17 protein-coding genes, 1 tRNA gene and 1 pseudogene are annotated in these 18,180 nt (G+C 46.7%); 9 read left to right on the forward strand and 10 right to left on the reverse strand.

Annotated features, from left to right (window positions below; translation table 11 throughout):
• Position 1: 1 nt before the first annotated feature.
• From H6F86_RS02055 to H6F86_RS02075, 5 genes are read right to left on the reverse strand one after another with little or no spacing between them, the layout of a single operon-like run.
• Positions 2-655 (reverse strand): hypothetical protein, encoded by a 654-nt coding sequence (locus tag H6F86_RS02055; RefSeq protein WP_190446451.1) that lies wholly within the window; start codon positions 653-655, stop codon positions 2-4.
• Positions 655-1,026: a hypothetical protein gene (locus H6F86_RS02060; protein ID WP_190446452.1), complete on the reverse strand. Its 372-nt coding sequence runs from the start codon at positions 1,024-1,026 to the stop codon at positions 655-657. The genes H6F86_RS02055 and H6F86_RS02060 overlap by 1 nt, the downstream gene beginning before the upstream one ends.
• Positions 1,013-1,543: an SH3 domain-containing protein gene (locus tag H6F86_RS32690; protein WP_190446453.1), complete on the reverse strand. Its 531-nt coding sequence runs from the start codon at positions 1,541-1,543 to the stop codon at positions 1,013-1,015. Before H6F86_RS32690 ends, H6F86_RS02060 begins: the two co-directional genes overlap by 14 nt.
• Before the next feature lie 32 nt (positions 1,544-1,575).
• Positions 1,576-1,725, reverse strand: a complete 150-nt coding sequence (locus tag H6F86_RS02070; RefSeq protein WP_190446454.1) for a hypothetical protein — start codon at positions 1,723-1,725, stop codon at positions 1,576-1,578.
• The gene (locus tag H6F86_RS02075) at positions 1,722-2,282 is read right to left on the reverse strand and encodes a hypothetical protein (RefSeq protein ID WP_190446455.1); all 561 of its coding nucleotides are present in this window, start codon (positions 2,280-2,282) and stop codon (positions 1,722-1,724) included. Before H6F86_RS02075 ends, H6F86_RS02070 begins: the two co-directional genes overlap by 4 nt.
• A gap of 188 nt (positions 2,283-2,470) precedes the next feature.
• On the opposite strand from H6F86_RS02075, the gene H6F86_RS02080 reads away from it, so the two are divergent.
• From H6F86_RS02080 to H6F86_RS02100, 5 genes are all read left to right on the forward strand, one after another.
• Complete coding sequence (locus H6F86_RS02080; protein WP_190446456.1) at positions 2,471-2,665, forward strand: ribbon-helix-helix protein, CopG family; 195 nt, start codon at positions 2,471-2,473, stop codon at positions 2,663-2,665.
• Positions 2,666-3,271: 606 nt separating this feature from the next.
• Entirely contained in the window at positions 3,272-3,439 is a 168-nt protein-coding gene (locus tag H6F86_RS02085; RefSeq protein WP_190446457.1) for a hypothetical protein, read from the forward strand.
• Between the two features lie 246 nt (positions 3,440-3,685).
• On the forward strand, positions 3,686-4,021 hold the full coding sequence (locus H6F86_RS02090; RefSeq protein ID WP_190446458.1) for a hypothetical protein: 336 nt from the start codon (positions 3,686-3,688) through the stop codon (positions 4,019-4,021).
• An 89-nt stretch (positions 4,022-4,110) separates the two neighbouring features.
• Positions 4,111-7,410 (forward strand): hypothetical protein, encoded by a 3,300-nt coding sequence (locus H6F86_RS02095; protein ID WP_190446459.1) that lies wholly within the window; start codon positions 4,111-4,113, stop codon positions 7,408-7,410.
• A complete protein-coding gene (locus H6F86_RS02100; RefSeq protein WP_190446460.1) occupies positions 7,407-7,739 on the forward strand; it encodes a hypothetical protein in 333 nt (110 codons plus the stop codon). The genes H6F86_RS02095 and H6F86_RS02100 overlap by 4 nt, the downstream gene beginning before the upstream one ends.
• Here H6F86_RS02100 and H6F86_RS02105 read toward each other — a convergent pair.
• The gene (locus H6F86_RS02105; RefSeq protein ID WP_190446461.1) at positions 7,736-8,791 is read right to left on the reverse strand and encodes a site-specific integrase; all 1,056 of its coding nucleotides are present in this window, start codon (positions 8,789-8,791) and stop codon (positions 7,736-7,738) included. The two genes, H6F86_RS02100 and H6F86_RS02105, sit on opposite strands and share 4 nt — an antisense overlap.
• A 122-nt stretch (positions 8,792-8,913) precedes the next feature.
• On the opposite strand from H6F86_RS02105, the gene H6F86_RS02110 reads away from it, so the two are divergent.
• Positions 8,914-8,976, forward strand: a tRNA-OTHER gene (locus H6F86_RS02110).
• 648 nt (positions 8,977-9,624) lie between these two features.
• The gene (locus tag H6F86_RS02115) at positions 9,625-10,341 is read left to right on the forward strand and encodes a TIGR04283 family arsenosugar biosynthesis glycosyltransferase (RefSeq protein ID WP_199304966.1); all 717 of its coding nucleotides are present in this window, start codon (positions 9,625-9,627) and stop codon (positions 10,339-10,341) included.
• A 364-nt stretch (positions 10,342-10,705) separates the two neighbouring features.
• Here the strand turns inward: H6F86_RS02115 and H6F86_RS02120 are convergent, their stop codons facing one another.
• Together H6F86_RS02120 and H6F86_RS32015 are read right to left on the reverse strand one after the other, a co-directional pair.
• Positions 10,706-11,194 (reverse strand): cupin domain-containing protein, encoded by a 489-nt coding sequence (locus H6F86_RS02120; protein ID WP_190446462.1) that lies wholly within the window; start codon positions 11,192-11,194, stop codon positions 10,706-10,708.
• Positions 11,195-11,284: 90 nt separating this feature from the next.
• Positions 11,285-11,645, reverse strand: a pseudogene (locus tag H6F86_RS32015) (ISKra4 family transposase); the annotation flags it as partial.
• A 311-nt stretch (positions 11,646-11,956) separates the two neighbouring features.
• Here H6F86_RS32015 and H6F86_RS02125 point away from each other — a divergent pair.
• Positions 11,957-12,559 (forward strand): HpsJ family protein, encoded by a 603-nt coding sequence (locus tag H6F86_RS02125; protein WP_190446463.1) that lies wholly within the window; start codon positions 11,957-11,959, stop codon positions 12,557-12,559.
• An 8-nt stretch (positions 12,560-12,567) separates the two neighbouring features.
• A complete protein-coding gene (crtC, locus tag H6F86_RS02130) occupies positions 12,568-13,506 on the forward strand; it encodes a cyanoexosortase C (RefSeq protein ID WP_242033327.1) in 939 nt (312 codons plus the stop codon).
• A 538-nt stretch (positions 13,507-14,044) separates the two neighbouring features.
• Here the strand turns inward: crtC and H6F86_RS02135 are convergent.
• Together H6F86_RS02135 and H6F86_RS02140 are read right to left on the reverse strand one after the other, a co-directional pair.
• The gene (locus tag H6F86_RS02135; RefSeq protein ID WP_190446465.1) at positions 14,045-14,788 is read right to left on the reverse strand and encodes a cistern family PEP-CTERM protein; all 744 of its coding nucleotides are present in this window, start codon (positions 14,786-14,788) and stop codon (positions 14,045-14,047) included.
• 429 nt (positions 14,789-15,217) lie between these two features.
• Positions 15,218-17,551 (reverse strand): Calx-beta domain-containing protein, encoded by a 2,334-nt coding sequence (locus H6F86_RS02140; protein ID WP_190446466.1) that lies wholly within the window; start codon positions 17,549-17,551, stop codon positions 15,218-15,220.
• Positions 17,552-18,180: the final 629 nt, after the last annotated feature.

The raw sequence follows: 18,180 nt of genomic DNA on the forward strand, positions 1-18,180 counted from the left end.
CTTAACCTCCAAAAAAGGATTTTACGCCTTGCCATAAGCCTTTCCCAGGCTTGCCAGCGGTGCCATAGGTCAGCAGTTCTTTGCGGGTTTCTCCCTGTCGTCTCAGGGTTTCCTGCACTTGCATCTGACGCTTCGCCTGAGGGACTTTCTCACCGATTGCCTTGGCTCGGTTTTGATGGCGAAGGTGAATCATTTTGATGGCAGCTTGAAAGTCAAGACGGTTCAAGTCCTGCTCAGAGCGGTGTTCAGTCTCTAGCTTCTGGATGCCGTGCCCTGCTCGCTGATTCATCGATTGCAAGTGCTTGTCGTAGCCTTTAGAAAGCAGCCATGCATCCAGCAGGCTTTTGTCGATTTGCTTCGAGCCTTTCTCGACCTGCTTTAAGACGCGCTGGGTAAACTGCTCATACTCGACTTGACCCTCGATCAGCGTCGTGAAGTGCTTTTCGAGGATCGGCAGAATCTCCTTGAGTCGGGTCATCGCAGTGGCACGATCGGCAAACTGCGCGAGTTCTCGATCGCTCATTTGCGGCAGACGTGCCAGGTCGATGCCGAAGTAGCGGGTGGCGCGTTCGGTCAGCGCTCCAGCATGGGGCAAAACATGGCTTTGAATCCCCTGTGAGCGACTGTTGTAGCCTTTAGCTCTTGGTGCTGACATTAGTGACACTCCTTGTTTTCAGATGACCAGAATAAGAAACTGCTGCGATGGGTGTCGCAGGCAGGGGTAGATGGAACGACAACAACCCGTTGACCAGCGGCACCCGCTAGAAAGCCGATGCCGTAACCGAGTAGAATCACGCCAAGCAATGCTCCTAAACTGATAAGTAGCGTTGCTAGAGGATCGCGGTAGGTAGTAACTCGCTCAGTCGCAACGGGCGCTTGTGGTTGAGCGAGAGCGGTTTCGAGTGGGGTAAAAGTGGTGCTACCATCAGCCTGCTTTTTGACCAGATAGGGTACGCCTGCCTGGTCAGTCCAGACAGTGAGGTTTGATTCTGTAGGAGCGATCGGCAAGGCTTTAGAGCTGTGCATTGGGTGATCCTCCGATAAAGTTCTGCGCCATCCAGCCATACTGACCACGCCAGCGCAAAGGCACCCAGGTAATGCCATCTTGCTGTACATGACGTTCAGTGCTCAGTTCCACCAAGTCGCTGTGCATCAGAACCCCTAGCACTGGGCTTTGCAGGCTGGGTGCAGCGCGAAAGTTTGCTGCCGCATTGGGGCTATGAATCCGGGCGATCGCTAGTGTGGCTGGATCGCTCAAGGTTGGTGCAGCTTCCGCCTGTGGGCTAGGCGCTGGTGTCGTTTCAGGTGCTGGAGCTGCTAGTTCTTGGCTCTTTGCTTGCTCTGGTGCAGGTGTGGCAGAAGCGTTGGCTACTGAGGTGGGTGTTTGCTGCTGCGAGAAACCGAAGCCGAACATGAGCAGGGGGATTGCCAGCAACCCTAAGCCGATCGGCAAGCCCCAACTCATAGAAGCTGTTGGCTTCGGTGGCTGTACTGGATGAAGTTGAAACTGTTGACCCTCAAAAGGGTGTGGTTGGTTTGTCACAATGAAATAGCTCCTATTGAGATAAGTGGGAGTCAGGAGCCAGCGTCAATCTGTGGAAGGTGAGGCGCTGGCACTTTGACAGACTTTTGAACATGGGCGATCGCTATACTGCCAACTGCGACGATCGCTAGGATGCATAACAGGTAGGCAAGTATCCAGGCAGGGTGTAACTGCCTGCTCACTCTTGCTTCCCCAGGTTTTGCAAGGTTGCTAAAGACTGCTGTAAGGTCTGCGTCTCCTGACTTTGAGCGGTAGCCAGCATCTCTGTCCGTTCGCGGTAGAGTCGCGCTTCGAGCTTGAATTCGGTAGCTTTCTCAGCGATCGTGGCTTTCGCCTGCTGCGTCTGTTGCAGTTTGTGTTCTCGCAAGCGGATATCGCGCTGCATCTCTGCGGTCAGCACATCAGCCGTTTGCAAAAACTGAGCGGCGATCGCCAGGGGATCATCGAATGCCGCAACCTCGCTTTGCCAGAGTGACTCCAGGCTGTAAGTCTGCGACAGATCCGGTTGCGCCAAAACAATCTGATGATTGCCAACTTCAACGGTGACAGGTTGCTGTTTTGCTGACTCTGGCTCAATGGCTGGCAGCTCAGTCACGACATCAAACTCATGCAGCAGGCGATCGCAGGCTTCAGGCGATAGCCCATCGCTGGTATCAATATTCAACTCCTGACAGCGGCGATAAACGCTGGACTTAGGCAAGTCGTGATCTTTGCAAAACTTGGAGAGCGAAGTATTCATATTTCCTCAAATGCTTGTGGGGACTGCTCTGGAACAGATTGGAACGCTTTGGAACGGCTAGGAACACGATTCTTTCGTTCCTAAATTGTTTCGGCTAGTTCCTGTCATGTTTCTGATTCGCATGGTAACATTACCGTACATGTACCGCAACTGTTCTTTAGCTATTCCGCAGGGATGAGGGTAAAATTATGACTATGTACGGCTCCGACAGTGATTTGATGCCATCCGAAAAGCCACGGGTAACTATCTATCTGGACGATGAGACAAAGACTGACCTTGAGAAGTTGGCAAAGGCTAACGATCGCCCAGTCAGCAATTTCGTGTTGGTGTTGATAAAAGAGGCGATCGCTAAAGCTAAGACTGATGGTGTTATAGGGGAATAACCTCCACACAATGAGAGGCAAGGCAAGCTATGACACAAGTACTCTTAAAAGCCACCGACCAGCGCATCATTCTGCAAGGAACATAAGAGAAATTTAAGCTCATTCAGCAAGCGTCGGAAGACTCACTAGGTGTGAGGCTAGCTTATTGCGAAGGGACGATCGAAATTCTCATGCCAGGTTTTGAATCACGAGTTTTTCAAATCAGTGACTTGGGTGCTTTTGGAGGCACTCTTCTTAGCGAAGAGCATTCTAAGTTCATAAAAACATAAGCTTTGAAAGGTGCTATTTGTTTGCTATCCGCAAAGGTAGCGCTTAGTTTTGATGCAATCAATCTCCTTTCAGGATGCTTTGTATTAGGTTTTAATACCAGCTCTCTAATAGAGATTTTGTAAATTAGCAGTGACTATTTTGTATTAGGTTCTAATACAACTTGCTATTAGATAAAAGCTCAAGAAAGAAGCAGAAATCTGTATTCAATATAAATACAATCCCATCCAGATGTGCTTTACACGCTTTTATGACAATGCTCGAAAAAGAGCAAACAGCTAACACAAAATCAGTTCGATAGTCTATCTTTGAACTGGAAGCCAATTTTAAGAGGTACATATGGCTAAAAATAAAATTGCTAAGAGTGTCCGTCTAACCCCTCGAATTGAACCCTGCCTGAAAAATCAAATTGAAGATTTATGCCGTGGTTTAGGTATTAAGCCTAGTGTTTTTGCTCGTGAAGCTCTAAAGTCTCACCTTGAAAAATTAAAAGCCCTAGCAGCTTAAAAACTGCTAGGGCTTCAACATCTTACTCATCCAACTAAAATTAACTCCGTCTGTCGGCAAAACTTTTGGAAGTTTATTTTTAGTTGGGCTACGCATCCCTTCAAGAGGGATAGCTCATATCAATGAATTGTATTAGATTCCGATACTTTCGGGCAAGCCTTTCTAGAATATTTCGCCTCTCTATCAGTATACAATGCGAGGCTATTGCCGGAAATCGTTTACACCTTCTACAGAGTGGAGGGAGTGATGAGTAAGCGAAAGAAGCCAGCAAAACCACAACTCAGCATCGATCAGCAAGTTGAACTTTTACAACAAAGGCTGACACCAGTTATTCAGGAGTATCCGGATCTGAAATCTTCAGAGGTTCGAGATCTGTTAAAGCCGATCGCGATCAAATTTCAGATCTCAATCAAAGATCTACTCAGAATCTGTCAAGATTATCGCTCAAACCGAGGCTGGGAGAGTAAACCACCAAGGATGAAGGGAGCACGAGAAGTCTTACTGCCTCAGAAAGATTTTTTTGAGCATCTCTTTGAATGCCCTGCTTATATTAAGCCGCTGTGGCAGGACGGCGATCTATGAACATCGTATCTTTGGGGAAAACAAACGCCTGCCCCTGCTGTCAATCTAATGATGGTCGATGTAGGCAGGTTGGCGATTTGACTATGTGTATGAACCTCGCTGAAACCGCAGAGGTTCCTGGTCGTCAGTGTGTCGGTCTAACAAAGGATAAGCGTTGGAGTCAGTGGCTACCAAAGCGAGATGACTGGAGTGATGCAGACCGCAGACAGTGGAAAACAGAGCAACGTCACAAACGTAAGCAGCAACAACAGGTAAAGCAGCAGCGTTATGCAGCAGCATTGCCAGCAGTAGAGCGTGATCGCCACTACCGCAATCTGCTTTCTCAGTTAACCCTACATCCAGAAGATAGAACTGACTTACATCGACGTGGAGTGACTGATGAGCAAATCGAAGCCTGGGGTGTGAGATCTGTTGAGCAAGGGCAGCGACTAAAAGCAGCGTTGCCCTCTACGTTGCCAGGGGTAAGCCTCAATGGACGATCGCTTAATATTTCGCAGGCAGGTTATCTCTGTCCTATCAAAAATACTGATGATCTTATTGTTGGGTTTCAGACCAGGCTAAGAACTGCTGAGGCTGGAGGTAGTTACCGATGGGTTTCCAGTGTTACAAAGACAAATCCTCATGGTGCCAGTCCTCACCTATTAAATGGTGAGCTACCCTTAGCGGTTCACCGTCCGAGTCAAGTTGAGCGAAAGGCGATCGCTTTTGTTGAGGGCGTTGGAGCTAAACCCTTCCTTACCTCTCAACAGTTGGGTGTTGCAACGATTGGTGCAGCAGGTGGGCAATTTGCCAGTAGCCCTAAAACACTGCGTAAAGAGCTAGATCGGCTCTCTATAGAACTAGAAACGAAAACCATAGAATTCTATGTAGACGCTGGATCTGTTTTCAATGAGGCTGTTTTGAGGCAGTATCGCTCTACTTGGGAGATGCTGATGAAGTTCGGCTTTAAGGTGCAGATTGGATGGTGGGGACAAACGACAAAGCTAAAACATACAGACATTGACGAGTTAGAGGATCTTGAGAAGATTCAGCTTGTCAGTGTTGAAAGGTTTGAGGCGATCGTTGCAACTGAACAGATTCAGGCAGAACTGAACAGCCTGAGAATTAAACCAACCATTACAACAGAAGGGCGTTACATCCAACCTGGATCAATGCCGCTACCAGAGAAACCAGGAATTATTCTGGTGAATGCCCCAATGGGCACTGGTAAAACTTCGACTCAATTAAAGGAACTGGTTGAGCAACATCGAAAACGTTATCCAAATGCGTTTCGAGGCTTGATTGTTCCGCGAAATATGCTTGGTTTCCAGTCAGGAGCAATTCTAGGATTACCTCATCACACACAGCATAATGGCTTCTCAATACCCAATGAAGCTACGTTTTGTCTGGAGTCTGGTTGGAAATTTCCGATTGAGCGCTTATCCCATGAGCCTCCTCTAATCATCCTTGACGAACCAAGTCAAACGATTAAACAGATTCTTCAGGGAAATACCTGCGGAAATCATCATGCCTTTATTCTGAATCGCTTTCGAGAGCTACTGCGGTACGCCAAAGAGCAAGGTGGATGGATTGTTCTGAGTGAGGATGGCTTAACCAATCTTGAGTTGAACTTCACTCAGGAGGCTTCAGGGTTAGAAGTTGTCGAGTTTTTCAAATTTACTCGTACTGAGAGGGTAAGCAGGGATTATCGGATTTTTGACTCTTCCAGTATGACTTGGAGCGAAATCCAGAATCGCCTTCAGGCTGGCGAAAATATTGTTTTAGCGTCTGACGCCCAGAAATGGTTAAGAGAAACTGAGCGAATGGCGATCGCTAGTGGTATCTCCAAAGAACAAATTTGGATCATTGACAGAGATTCATCAGAGCTACCTTGGGCAAAGGATTTTGTAGCCAGCCCGGATACCTTCATCGCCAAGCATAAACCTCGAATTGTTGGTTTTAGTCCATCGGTTAACAGTGGTGTGTCTATCGACGACAAAGCAGGGTACTTCTCGTCAATGGCTTTAAACCTAGTCCATTTGGAGCCAAGAGAAGCTAAACAACTGGTAGATCGTCTAAGAACTGATGTAGCACGTTTTGGTTATGTCAAAAGAAGCGGCACGACTGACAATGATTTATGCTCTGGCAGTCGTCCAGAGGCAATTCTGCGTGATCTTTATCGCAATGTTGAGGGAGTCAACAAATTAACCGACTTTGCCAACTATGCCATCAAGAAAGCACCTGTAAATAGCGAAGGTGAGCAACTTGATATCACAGGCATGATGGCTTGGCTAAAAGCCGGAAGGGGTGATTCTATCAGCGACTATAGTTTTTACCTCAAGCACTGGGCACGTTACAAGGCACGAGAAACTTATAGCAAATTGAAGCTGCGCGATAATCTAGTTTCGATTTGGGAGAGTCAAGAGCACAAAGTTGAGCTGCTAGAAAATAGCAAAAATAAAGCTCTGGCAGATCATCGCAAGCAAATCAGGGGAGAGCTTGATCGTGAGGAGGCAGTCGCCTTTGCTGAGAGTGATGCTTCCCATCTTTCAACCGATGACGCTAGGGTAATCCTTCAAACGCCTGGGGCTACCACTGGGGATCGCAGAACTGCATACAAACGATTGTTGCAGCACAAACTTCCTGGATGCCCACTAGATGACGTTGAATTTGCTCTAAAAGCCGTAACTGAAAATAACGGTAAGTTTCTCAAGTCTGCTGAGTTGCTGTGGTTGGCTCAAAACCCAGAAGCAGCGAAGCAGCTAGACCGCTGGAATTGGTTAGGAGCATTCACTAATGCAGGAAAAAGGCAAGAGATAATTTGGCTTCCTAAGCTGTCTTGCCGCTCAGCACAGGCAAAACTACTGCACGAATGCCCTCTACTACCTTTCATTGAGGGCAAGATAACCGAGTGGGGTAAAAACACCCTTGAAGCAATCGCGGTTCACGAATGGGCAGTGCTTCATCTGCATCAATTCAGAAGATACCTTCGTTTAACAATTTATAAGGATCATTCCCCTGTTAAAACCGTCAATAAGCTGCTGCGGAAACTAGGATTTGATGTCACCACTTGCGGTCGGAAAGGGAAAAAGGGAGAGCAGGAATACCAATACTGCCTCAATAACTTGGAGAACTGCGATCGAGATCTGATTCTTAAAGCCCTTACAGAGCGTTTTTTGCAGAGTTGTACTGACAAAGGCGATGAGGCTTTAGTTGAGGCAACATCGGGCGTAGCTGCTCATACAAGAGCTGTTATACCTACTCACACTTCAGAAGTTTCTCCTGATTGGTGGACTCCTGAATCTCTAGCAAATGTTAAGAGTTTGTGGCAGCAAGCCGATAGTTCAGAGGTTCGAGAAGTGGTGCGACGAACAATTCCTCCAGAAGTACTGAGGAGGGCGATCGCATGACTCAGGAAGCCGAAAAGCTACTCGCTCGAATGCTGCTCGAAATGACTCAGCTTAAATCTGAGGTGCGACAGCTTCGCGACTACATCGCTGGAACGCCTGCTCACATTGAAGGATGGGCTGATCCTAACGTCGCAGCAACAGCGCTCCAAAATGAAGGCGTGAAGAACCCGAAGCATCTCCAGAGACTGCGCCTTGATGGGGCGTTCAGCGAGGCTAAGGGTGAAATTCGCAACGTCAGCAAAGGCGATCGCCCGACGTGGGAATATCATATCCCCAGTTGCAGAAAAGCCTTACAGCGGCATTTTCGCAAGCTCCAAGCCACAGGTTAACCCTCACCCAAGATTAGCGATCGATAGACCCGCTCATTTTGGGCATCGCTCAACCAGCGATGATAGATACGGGTATGGGTAGTGACACTGTGTCCCATCATTGCAGCGGCAGTGCTGACGGGTAGCCCCTTCGCAACTGATGCCCGCACTGCCCAGGCGTGACGAAGGTCGTAAGGGACAAAAGGTAAGTTGTCTCGATCAATGCCAAACTGACGGCTCACTAATTGCCCACATGCTCGACCACTACTACGGACGTTAGGACGCTTCATCTCAATCAAATGCCACTGTTTAGCCCATTCCGGTAAAATGGCGCGGGTGATACGGCTTCCAGTTTTGGTGCCCTGATGCACCTTCAGTGTCAGCGGGTCAATAAACTCGCAGGCGAATGCCTCATGTGGTCTCAAGCCAAAAGTTGCCAGCATTCCGTAAACCCACTGCCAGCGTTGATTGGGGATGCGATCGCGCCACTCGATAATCATTTCATCCGTTGGGATATCACGCGGCTCTGGCTCGTACTCTCCCTTGTAGAAACTTAAATCTGTTTGTAACCCAACAAATTCAGCGAATCGTTGCAGTCGTTGACAGGTAAGCTCACGATTGCGGCTATCCTCCTCTGTCGAAAAGACAACCGCCAGCAGTAAGGTTTCACTGATTGGCTCATTTGCAGGGAGCTTGCGGAACGTTCCAGCCCATGTGTTACTCCAGGTAGCTTCCTTAATGCGGTGAGTGCGGAAATACTCATCCTTAAACTCGTTCACCCACTGAGCGATAGGCTTTGCCTGTGGGTCATGCTGTGAGCCAATGTAGAGCTTCCAGGTAAAAGAACCCTCGGCTAAGTTCTGGGCGAGCTTGTGCGCTTCTCGTTCAGCCCGCTTTAGCCCATCTTTGGTAGCTGATAACAACAAGCTGATGTCGTATTGCTTGCGACCGATCCCATCCCCAGGCTTCTTAGGCAGGGTAGCACGTAACGCCAAATTCTTTCCCTTCAACCGGACACGCACTGGGACATTCGCGGCTTTCAGGCGATCGTTTACCTGCTCTATTCCTTCCATGCTTCAGCCCTAAACCAGCCCTAAATTAGTGTACGATTAGGGGCGTTACAGCACATTTTAGGATGGTCGATCGTCCTACTAACAGTGCTACAAACCCTATCCCGTCTAATTTAGCGCTGTTTTTGGTATTTTGGTACTACTGCCTTACAAGCAGGATGTTACAAGTTCGAATCTTGTACTGCCCATGTCCATCAAACACTTAGTGTCTAAAATCGACGAGATTTAGGCATTCCAGACCTTATCTGGGATACAGTCCATGTTTAGAACGGCTTTAACCCAATGCAGTGGGTAGCATTGCTTTGATTAGCCGTTTACATTATGGCTACACTCGTCTTTTTCCCATTTCCCCATTCAATTTGTTGAATTATGCCTTTGGCGTTACAGGCGTTTTGTTAAAAGACTACGCACTGGGTTCGATCAACATGATTCTCGGTACAACCATGTACGTTAGATCGGCTCTTTAGCAGGCGTTCTCGCTAGAATCGGCACCAAAAATCAACCCACTAATCCCACGGTTCAATGGGCAATTTAGTATCATCGGATTCATTGCAACCGTAGCTGTTACAATTTACATCGCTTGAATCGTGCGTAAGGCACAGGTAGAGAAAGTTAGCAGTTAACATGAGTTCTGCGTTGAGCCAAAAAGAGGGTTGTTACGCTAACAGTCACTAAGTCGTTCAGCACCCCTCCACTCTGCTTAGAAGCGCTCTTGTGCGACGTCGGCTATGCCATACCTTTGAACTCCTTTACCAATAAATTTAAGGCTTTTTTTGTTATTTCCTCATAAATTTGAGGATAAAACAAAGGATTTAGAAACACATAGTATCAGCAGTTTGAAATTGGCTAAAACCTCACTTAAAGATCTAACCATTTCTATCATTATTCCAACTCTAAATGAAGCTGAAAACTTAGTTCAAACCCTGAAGACGGTTCAAGACAACAATAGTATGGAAGTAATTGTCGTCGATGGTGGAAGTTGGGATGACACAGTTAGAATAGCCAAGTCTTTGAACGTTAGGGTTATTTCTTCCACAGCAAAGCGCTCTGATCAAATGAATTTAGGTGCCGCTCTTGCCAAAGGTGATATTTTACTATTTCTGCATGCAGATACTCATCTTCCATTACGCTTTGAGCATTGGATTCTGCAAACTTTGGCAAAACCAAATATCATTGCAGGAGCGTTTGAACTGAAAATTAACAGTACAGTTCCAGCACTGCGATGGGTGGAATGGGGAGTAAAGCTAAGGTCGCATCTGTTCCAAATGCCCTATGGTGATCAAGCTATTTTTCTAAGAGCATCCATCTTTCAAGAGCTAGGTGGATTTCCAGATTTGCCGATCATGGAAGATTTTGAGCTGATGCGGCGATTAAAGCAGAGAGGACGAATTAAGATTGCACCTGCTGCTGTAATAACTTCAAACCGCCGCTGGAAAAAATTGGGCGTTTGTCGCACAACGCTGATCAACCAACTGATAATTGTTGGCTACCTGTTAGGAATTTCTCCAGAACGCTTGCTGAAATGGTACCGAAATTTGGGAAAACAGAGATAGCTGTTTAGCCACAACGAAGTAGCTGGGCATGGTTATTGAGCTGCATTTCGACTCCGCTCAATACTCTTAATCTTGTGTATAGCCGAGCTGAGCGCAGTCGAAACTCTGTCTCTCAGTAGTGCTTAATTTAGCCCTCCTACTTATTAAAATTTAACAAGAACAAAAACTAGAATGAAGCAAATCAAGCAACATTATGAACCGATAGATAAAGATCATAGCTTTAGTGGTTAAGTAGCTTGTTAACCTTAGAGCTTGGTTAATCTATACCTAGGGTGGTAGTAGGTCATTGCTCAATATCTGTGGCGTTACTACGACAATTACTTCCCGTCTCTCGCCAATTAGCTTCACGAAGGAATAAATGTCACTACATAGGGGGCGGCGGAATAATCTCAATGCCGTACTTCGGTGAAGTGGTAAGGATCTTCTCTAAGTCTTCAGGGCTCAGGGGTGGGGCAGATGTAATTTGACCACTCACCGCCTTTCCTACTTCAGCAATAAATTTCTCAAAGCCAGCAGGTGTCACCCAAACCAACATTTTGGCAGGGACAGGGGTCGTGTTGGTAAATCGATGAAGCTGTCCTTTGGGTGAGTGGAGGAAGGTTCCAGCCGTTGCAACCAGGGTGCGATCGTCAAGCTGAAATTCAATTTCTCCATCTTGCACATAGAACGATTCATTTTCTCGGCTGTGTCGATGCGGTGGTGTACCGCCTTGAGGTGCAACGATGACCTCACAGAGGGCATAGGCTTCCCCTGTCTCTTCACCAATTGCTTTAAAGGTATAGAGGTCTTGACCAAAGTAGTAAGAACGACCTTTCTCCGGTTGAACAAGAAGCCCGTTTTGGTTAATTGTCATTGTCGTCTCCAAGTAGACAAGTTGCTTGAGTGTATCGTAGTCGTGCAAGTTTTAACCTGAGAACTGCCTATAAAAATAAGCGCAACGATGTCACAGAACTTGAGGAACGTTTTTTGCTTTCCATTGGGCTCCTGTCAATTTAATGCGTGCCCCAACGTGTTGCACGATCGATTTAATTGTGCCTAAGCCAATCAAAATGTCTTCTGCTTGAAAGTAATTGTAGTTGACAATACGATGACGATGCTTGTTGAGCTAAGCGATGAAATTATCTATTCATTCATACTTCCAATCCTTAAGTGGTTCGATCGCTCCGTCCACATTTCCTTCCAGAGTAAAGCTTCCACAGTTGCCAACCGTTGCTGTGGACTGCCCACTTTATTAAGATTTTCCGCCAGGTGAAACCAGTTCAGCACTCTTGGCGTTAGTTAGACGTAGCCATATTGTTAAACAGACATCCCCAGCTAAAGAATTGATTATCTTCAGCATAATGAGTCTTCCTAATCAGCTTTCTATGGCAGTCGAAGAGAACGCTAGGACAGACATAAACCTTGAAACTTCCTTTAAGTAAGGGCTTCTCTTCATCCTTGATCCTTTTTTTATAAGTACTTTTGCTTACTTCATAACTGGATGCACCCAGTCTGCGTCTTCAAAGCTTCACAAACTCATTGCACTAGATACCCGGATTGCTTAATGCCAACGGAGTATTGGTTAATGATTCATTGCCACAGCTCTTTTCATCATTGACGCAATCATCTGTCACCTATGGCTACTACTTCCGTTCCACAAAATTTTGCTGCGCCTTACTCTGCCAAACCACTTTGCCGACTTGTAGGTATCGCCTGCCTTATAGGTTTTATTGTCGATATTTTAATTCTGGCATTGCCACCCGCTTTAAACAGTGCCGAGTGGCGAGTAGGGTTTCTGCAACAGATGAGCGATCGCAGTATCATCTTGCTTTTTGGTACAGCCTTGCTGCTTTATAGCAGTCTTGACTATCGTGCGTGGCGCAAACAGTTGGCGATGCTGTGTCTCATCCTAGGTGTCGTTTTTCAACTCTCATGCATTCTGGTTATACGAGATAGCTTTTCACTAAATGATATAGCGATCAAAAATATTAATGTCCAAGCATCTCAAGTGCAATCGCAAATTGAAAGTGCTAAGACAAACCCGAAGGCAACACCTGCAATTACCCCTGAGCAGCTAGATAAAGCCTCGCAACTGGTCAATACCAGAGCTGGCTCACTTAAGGAGAATGCTAAAACTGGCATTTTGAAAACAGGTGTTGCGATCGTTGGCAATCTGGTTGTGGTTGGCTTTGCCCTAATTGGTTTGGGGCGCTATGGTCTACGTCCACGTAAGAGCTAAAAATGGTTATGAAATGGCAGAAGATTAGGCAGGTCGCAGAGCGTTTATTACGAGAAGGACTTAGAACTACTCATAACCGTATTGTGCTGCTTGGGCTAATCGTGGTACTAAGTTACCTTCTTTTTTGGTTTGGTATTTTAGTTTTCCGCATCTTTAAGGGTTCGTCATCAGGGATGTTGCAAATGGCAGCAATTTCTCTGGGAGCACAGCAGCTTTGGAAGCAACGCCAGCAGCTTACAAAGCAAACTGCGCTTGAAGAAGACCAGTTGCTGGGGCATATGCTGACAATTAGCGGTGTGCTGCTCTTTCCAGTATGCCTGTTGATGACCTGGGCTGAACCTATGGTTTCTGCCTTAGTTTCCGCAGCAGTATGTTCAATTATTTTGGCTGGTATTGCCTGTAGCCAATGGGGGGCTAGCTTTTTCAGTTCCTATCCTCTTTCCATTTTTCTGATTTGTCTGGGGCTATTGCCTAAACCAGCGGAGACTTCCAGAGCGCTTTGGCGATCGTTTACAGCACCAGAAATGCTTGAACGCTTTATGGCGTGGGCGGGTAGTGCTGCTTTGAGGACGGTTGGTCAGCCCGCAACAGCTGATGGCATTTTCATTTCTTTACCTGGCGGTTCTGTTGAGGTGGGGTGGGGTTGCAATGGCTTTGATATGGCGATGACAATGGTAGTTGCCAGTTTAGTTTTGGGGCTATTTCTCAAGCAGAGTGGACCAAAAGTTATGGTGCTCATGGCTATTGGCGCAATGCTCGCGCTGGTCTCTAATATCCCCCGCATCATGTTAGTAACCTACGCGGCTGTATATTGGGGAAAATATTGGTTTGATTTTTGGCATGACTCCTGGGGTAGCCAAATCTTTGTAAGTGTCATCTTTACCATTTACTACTATGTGATCATGGCTGTGCTCAAGAGAGGTGGGGGTAAACCAATTGCAGAATAAATTCTGGTACGGTCTTGATTAAGCAAATGCCCGATGCTTTATTAGCTATAGCCAGCTCAAAAAACAGAACCGAAGACGGCGATCGCTAGCCTGAATACATTACCGCCTCCTTCCATTTCCTCAACTTATAAGAATGGGAGGGGATTCAGTTTGATTGATATCCGAAACTCAATTCTCGTAAACGAGCTACCAATAAGTGTTGTTGAATGAAGGTATGCATTGCTCCCATTCCTAGTCTTTTTACCCAGGTGGAAGGAAGCGAGAATTGGCAGCGAACAACACTTCTAGCAACTAAAGTCTTGGCTATACAAACAATATCTGTCTATACAGACCATAAATGTTCTGGTTTACTAACCAACGGACGCATGTTGAACTTGTATCGCTGCGGTTGCAACCACCAACACTAGCTCGATCAGAACGTTTTCGGTAGTGAGCAGAGCGATCTAAAAAACACCCCAACATTACTGTTAGGGTGCGTTTTTATGAGTAATCAAAATAACTCAGACTTTGTATTTGTAGCAGGCATAGACTACTAAAATTAGACTTCAGCTTTAGCCTGAGCAGCCTGCTCTCCCTTACGCTTACGCCATGCGCCTGCACCAAGTGCAAGCAGACCAGGCAATAAGGCAGGCGTTGGAACCTGTCCTCTACCTGTGCCACTGTCACCTAAATTAGTGCCACCAATAGACTGATAACGAACACCAAAGTTGCTAAGGGTGAAGCTATCTACTGAACCCGTAAAAGCAAGAATGGGAGTGAAGAGACCTGTATTCCCAGTTGTAACACCACCATTGCTACCACCCTGGCAAGTATTGCCCTCTGTAAAGCAAACATTAATGTCGCCAAAGTTGTTGGGGAAAGAGCCGGTTCTATCATTACTGAATAAACCTGACACTCTTGTGTTGCCATCACCGTCAGCGTTTCCAACTCCAAGTAGAGCTTGAGAAACATTAAACCCTAAAGCAGAAACTCTGGATGTAATACCACCACTCGATGTATTCTTTAGAGAAACATCGAATTTGGCTTCAGTATTGCTCCCAACCGTAGTAAAGCCTAGGAATGTGAAGATTGCTTCGGCTGTTAATCTAGTAACATTTTGTCTCTCCACGTTGCCATCAAATTCAACCGTAAAAGACTTATTGATGTCACTTGCTTCTACTGTCACACTGGTTTTACCTGGAGCAAAGGTGAAAGCGTGAACGGGTGCTGTTGAAAGCAACCCTAGCGTGAGCGCCGCGCCAGTAAGCGCAGCACCTTTGAGAAAGCTGTTTGTCTTTGTCATTGTTCTAAGTTAAGGAATACAGTGAATGCAACGAGAACCCGCCCCTTCGATCGCGGTAAAAGCGATTTAAGGGGTGTTAGTCCCAATTCTGGTGCAAGTGTCACAGTGATTCCCGACTCCAAAGGAGCTTGAGGAATTGCGTTTGCTACCAAAGTCAACCGAGACTTGGTAGAAGCCCCTTTTGGTCAAGATAAGTCATCCTTGCGAATGAAATATCCTTCGCTGACTATAAATATACGGGATTAATAATGACTATTGCTACTTAGCTCACCGTATCTTTACGGTGAGCTAAACTCAGTATATTTACGATGAATTCTCTTCTTCGATCAATCCATTTGTTGTAGAAGTCCGTAGAGAAGCACCCTGATTTGCTCAACACCCATCGCTGATGGAACCAGATTGATGGGTGCTAGTTAGGCTTGCACCGTCTTAAACAGGTGCCGGACGAAGGCTGGAAGAGACGATCGGAGAAGGTGTCGTCGTACTTGTGCCGCTGATTATAACTTGATCAGGGTTTTGAACAAGATCATTCATGAACCAGTTGCCACCTGCACTATTGACCTGGCTGGTGGTAGCAAGGGGTGCGCTGCTGGCACTAAGTAGTTGGGTGCTGGAAGTGGTGTTAACGATCGTGCCAATACCAGTGCCATCACTAACTCTGGCATTATCAGGGTTAGTCAGCTTGACCGAAAAGGTTTCGTTAGACTCCAGCAAGCTATCACTAAGAATAGGAATGGTAACTGTTTTTGTCGTTTCGCCAGGGTTAAACGTGAGTAAGCCACTGACACGGGTGTAGTCTTGCGTCGCGATCGCGGTGGTGTCTGCTGTGGCATAGTTCACTGAGATGCGCCCTGGGCTAGTTCCAGAAAGCTTGACTGTAAACACTGCATTCGTTGCGCCGCTGCTTCCTTCATTCACACTAATGTCATTAATTGAGAGGGAAGGTGGCAGACTATCGTCTGTTGGGATAATACCCATGCCCTGACCAGTTACAATACTGGCACCATTAGCATTGCTTAAGTTGACGTAAAATACTTCACTGAGTTCGGGAATTAGGTCGCCAATGATGGGAATTTGAAGTGTCTTGACCGTTTCACCCGCATTGAAGACTAACTGTCCAGCTTTTGCAATGTAATCCGCTCCTGCTTTGGCATTACCGTTTGCAGTAGCATAGTCAACTGTAATGGTTTGGCTGCTTGCTGTAGATAGCCTGACTGTAAAGGTCTGGTTAGTTGTGCCGCTGTTTCCTTCTAACCCTGTACTGCTATCAATACTCAAGGCACGTGTTGCGGCAGGGCGAGTCAGACTGCCGAACTCAAAGGCACCAACGTCTGGTTTGCTGTCACGCAAAAAGCCTCGTTGGTCAATGGTTGGGGCACCGCTGACACCTGTGTTAATGGCAGGGCTACCTGTCAGCAATGAATGCAGTAACACTCCATTAAGGGTTTGCAAAGCTCCGAGTTTGGGGTCAATGGTCTGGCTACTGGCGGCAACTCGACGATTGCCGTAGGCTGGTGGTGGAAATTCAATATTGCCACCGCCGTCGCGAGGAGCATACCCGATTTGCTGTTGATAGCGATCACCTGCTGTATTATTAGCCACGATCGAATTTTTTAGCGTCACAGCTTGTGTTGAACTGCCTAACCACATCGCGCCACTCGCTCGTCCGGCGAAGTTGTTAGCGATGGTAGAATTCGTGATGTTGACTGGGGTATTTGGTTCGGTTCTCAAGAACATGGCTCCACCAGCATCATCCGTCACTTTATTGCCAGAAAAGGTGCTGTTGATGATGTTAACGGGCAGTGCGCCATCAATCCAAAGCCCGCCCCCTTGCTTAGTTGCGGTATTGTTGGCAACGGTCACGTTTCGCATCGTCAAATTGCTGGTGCTGCGGATGCCTCCACCTCTAGCGTACTGACCGTTTGTGGTAGCTGAGTTGCCAACAATCGTACTGTCTTCAAGAATAAGTTTGTCAGGACCGTAAGCATAGAGAAGTAGTGCTCCGCCTTCTCCCTGAGTTGTGTTGCCTTCAAAGCGACTGCGCCGAATCGCGATCGTGCCACTCACACTTGTACCGCTAAAGTTAGAATTAGGTCCCACTGGGTTCGCACCATCGGTAAAGACAGCTCCCCCACCAATGCCTGCGGCTGAACTGTTTTTCAAAAAGACAGAATCTTCTATGGTTAGTGCCCCCAGCAAGCTATAGATTGCGCCACCATTGACCCCTTTGTTATTGGTGAACTGGGAGCCTCGTACTGTCAGAACACCAGAGCCAGTAGTTGCAATGGCACCTGCGCTAAAACCTGAGTTGGTGAGGGTGCCATTGTTCAGATTGAACTGACTATTAGTAACGGTTGCGTTACTGCCATAGCCAACACTGATTGCGCCCCCAACCCCAGCTGCATTGTTGTTAAAACGGCAATTGGTGACGACTACCGTACTGTAATCACTTGCCTGGATACCGCCACCTTTACCCGTTGTTTTGCCATTAGCGATCGTGAGATTGTTGAATGCGGCAGTGGTATTTCTCGCAACATTGAATACCTGGCTGGCTTGATTACCGCTAATTGTCAGGTTGCTAACCCCTGTACCATCAATGGTTAGGGCTTTATTAATGGCAAGTTGTCCACTTGTGAGCGTGATGGTTGTGTTTGCCAGGGTAGACGCAAACTTGATGGTGTCACCAGCTTGGGCACGGGCGATCGCATCTCTTAAGGAGCCTGCGCCACTATCTCTTGTATTGGTGACTGTAATGGTTGCCATCCGAAAAATCCTCCAGGTTAGGTCTAACTAATCACTAAATAAGTGTTAGTTGAGGTGAGTTAAGCAGCTTTATCCATTGCTAAGGCACTTAAAATTTCAATCAATTCCCAGCCTGAGCTTTATACGGCAGCAACCTTGTTGCCGTAACTAAAATGCCAGTGTAGAAACTTTGAAGAAACTTTTTACGCTGTACGGGCGAAGCAATCTGTAGCAAGGATTTCGACATAAACCAGGATGTTCTGGTACAAATGCTTTGCCCTTGCGAGAGCACAGGTTAAATTCAGCGACTAATGGAACTTAACTGAGCGAAGGTTTGTCAGTAGTGAAAAGTAGCCAGTTGTTTGAGTGAAGCTGTAAGCACTAAGAAGAGCAGCCACTTGCTTTCAGCACTGCATTGCCTACCTTAGTGGTTGTGGTTGTTGTAATAAGGCAACAGATAATTAGTAGAAAAGGAAAGATGGTAGAGGCGTTGATGCCCTGTTAGCTTGAGCCGAATTTGTTCGTTTTACCAACGTTGATGGTCGATGCACAATGCACATGGAAACTATAAACCGCAGTTGGACGTAGCACCTCAGCAAATTTACTCCCTTACGGTGCTCAGTCTTCTGCTTCAGTTAGAGTAATTGCTT

It is taken from the genome of Phormidium sp. FACHB-592, assembly GCF_014695795.1.
Classification (GTDB): Bacteria; Cyanobacteriota; Cyanobacteriia; order Leptolyngbyales; family Leptolyngbyaceae; genus Stenomitos.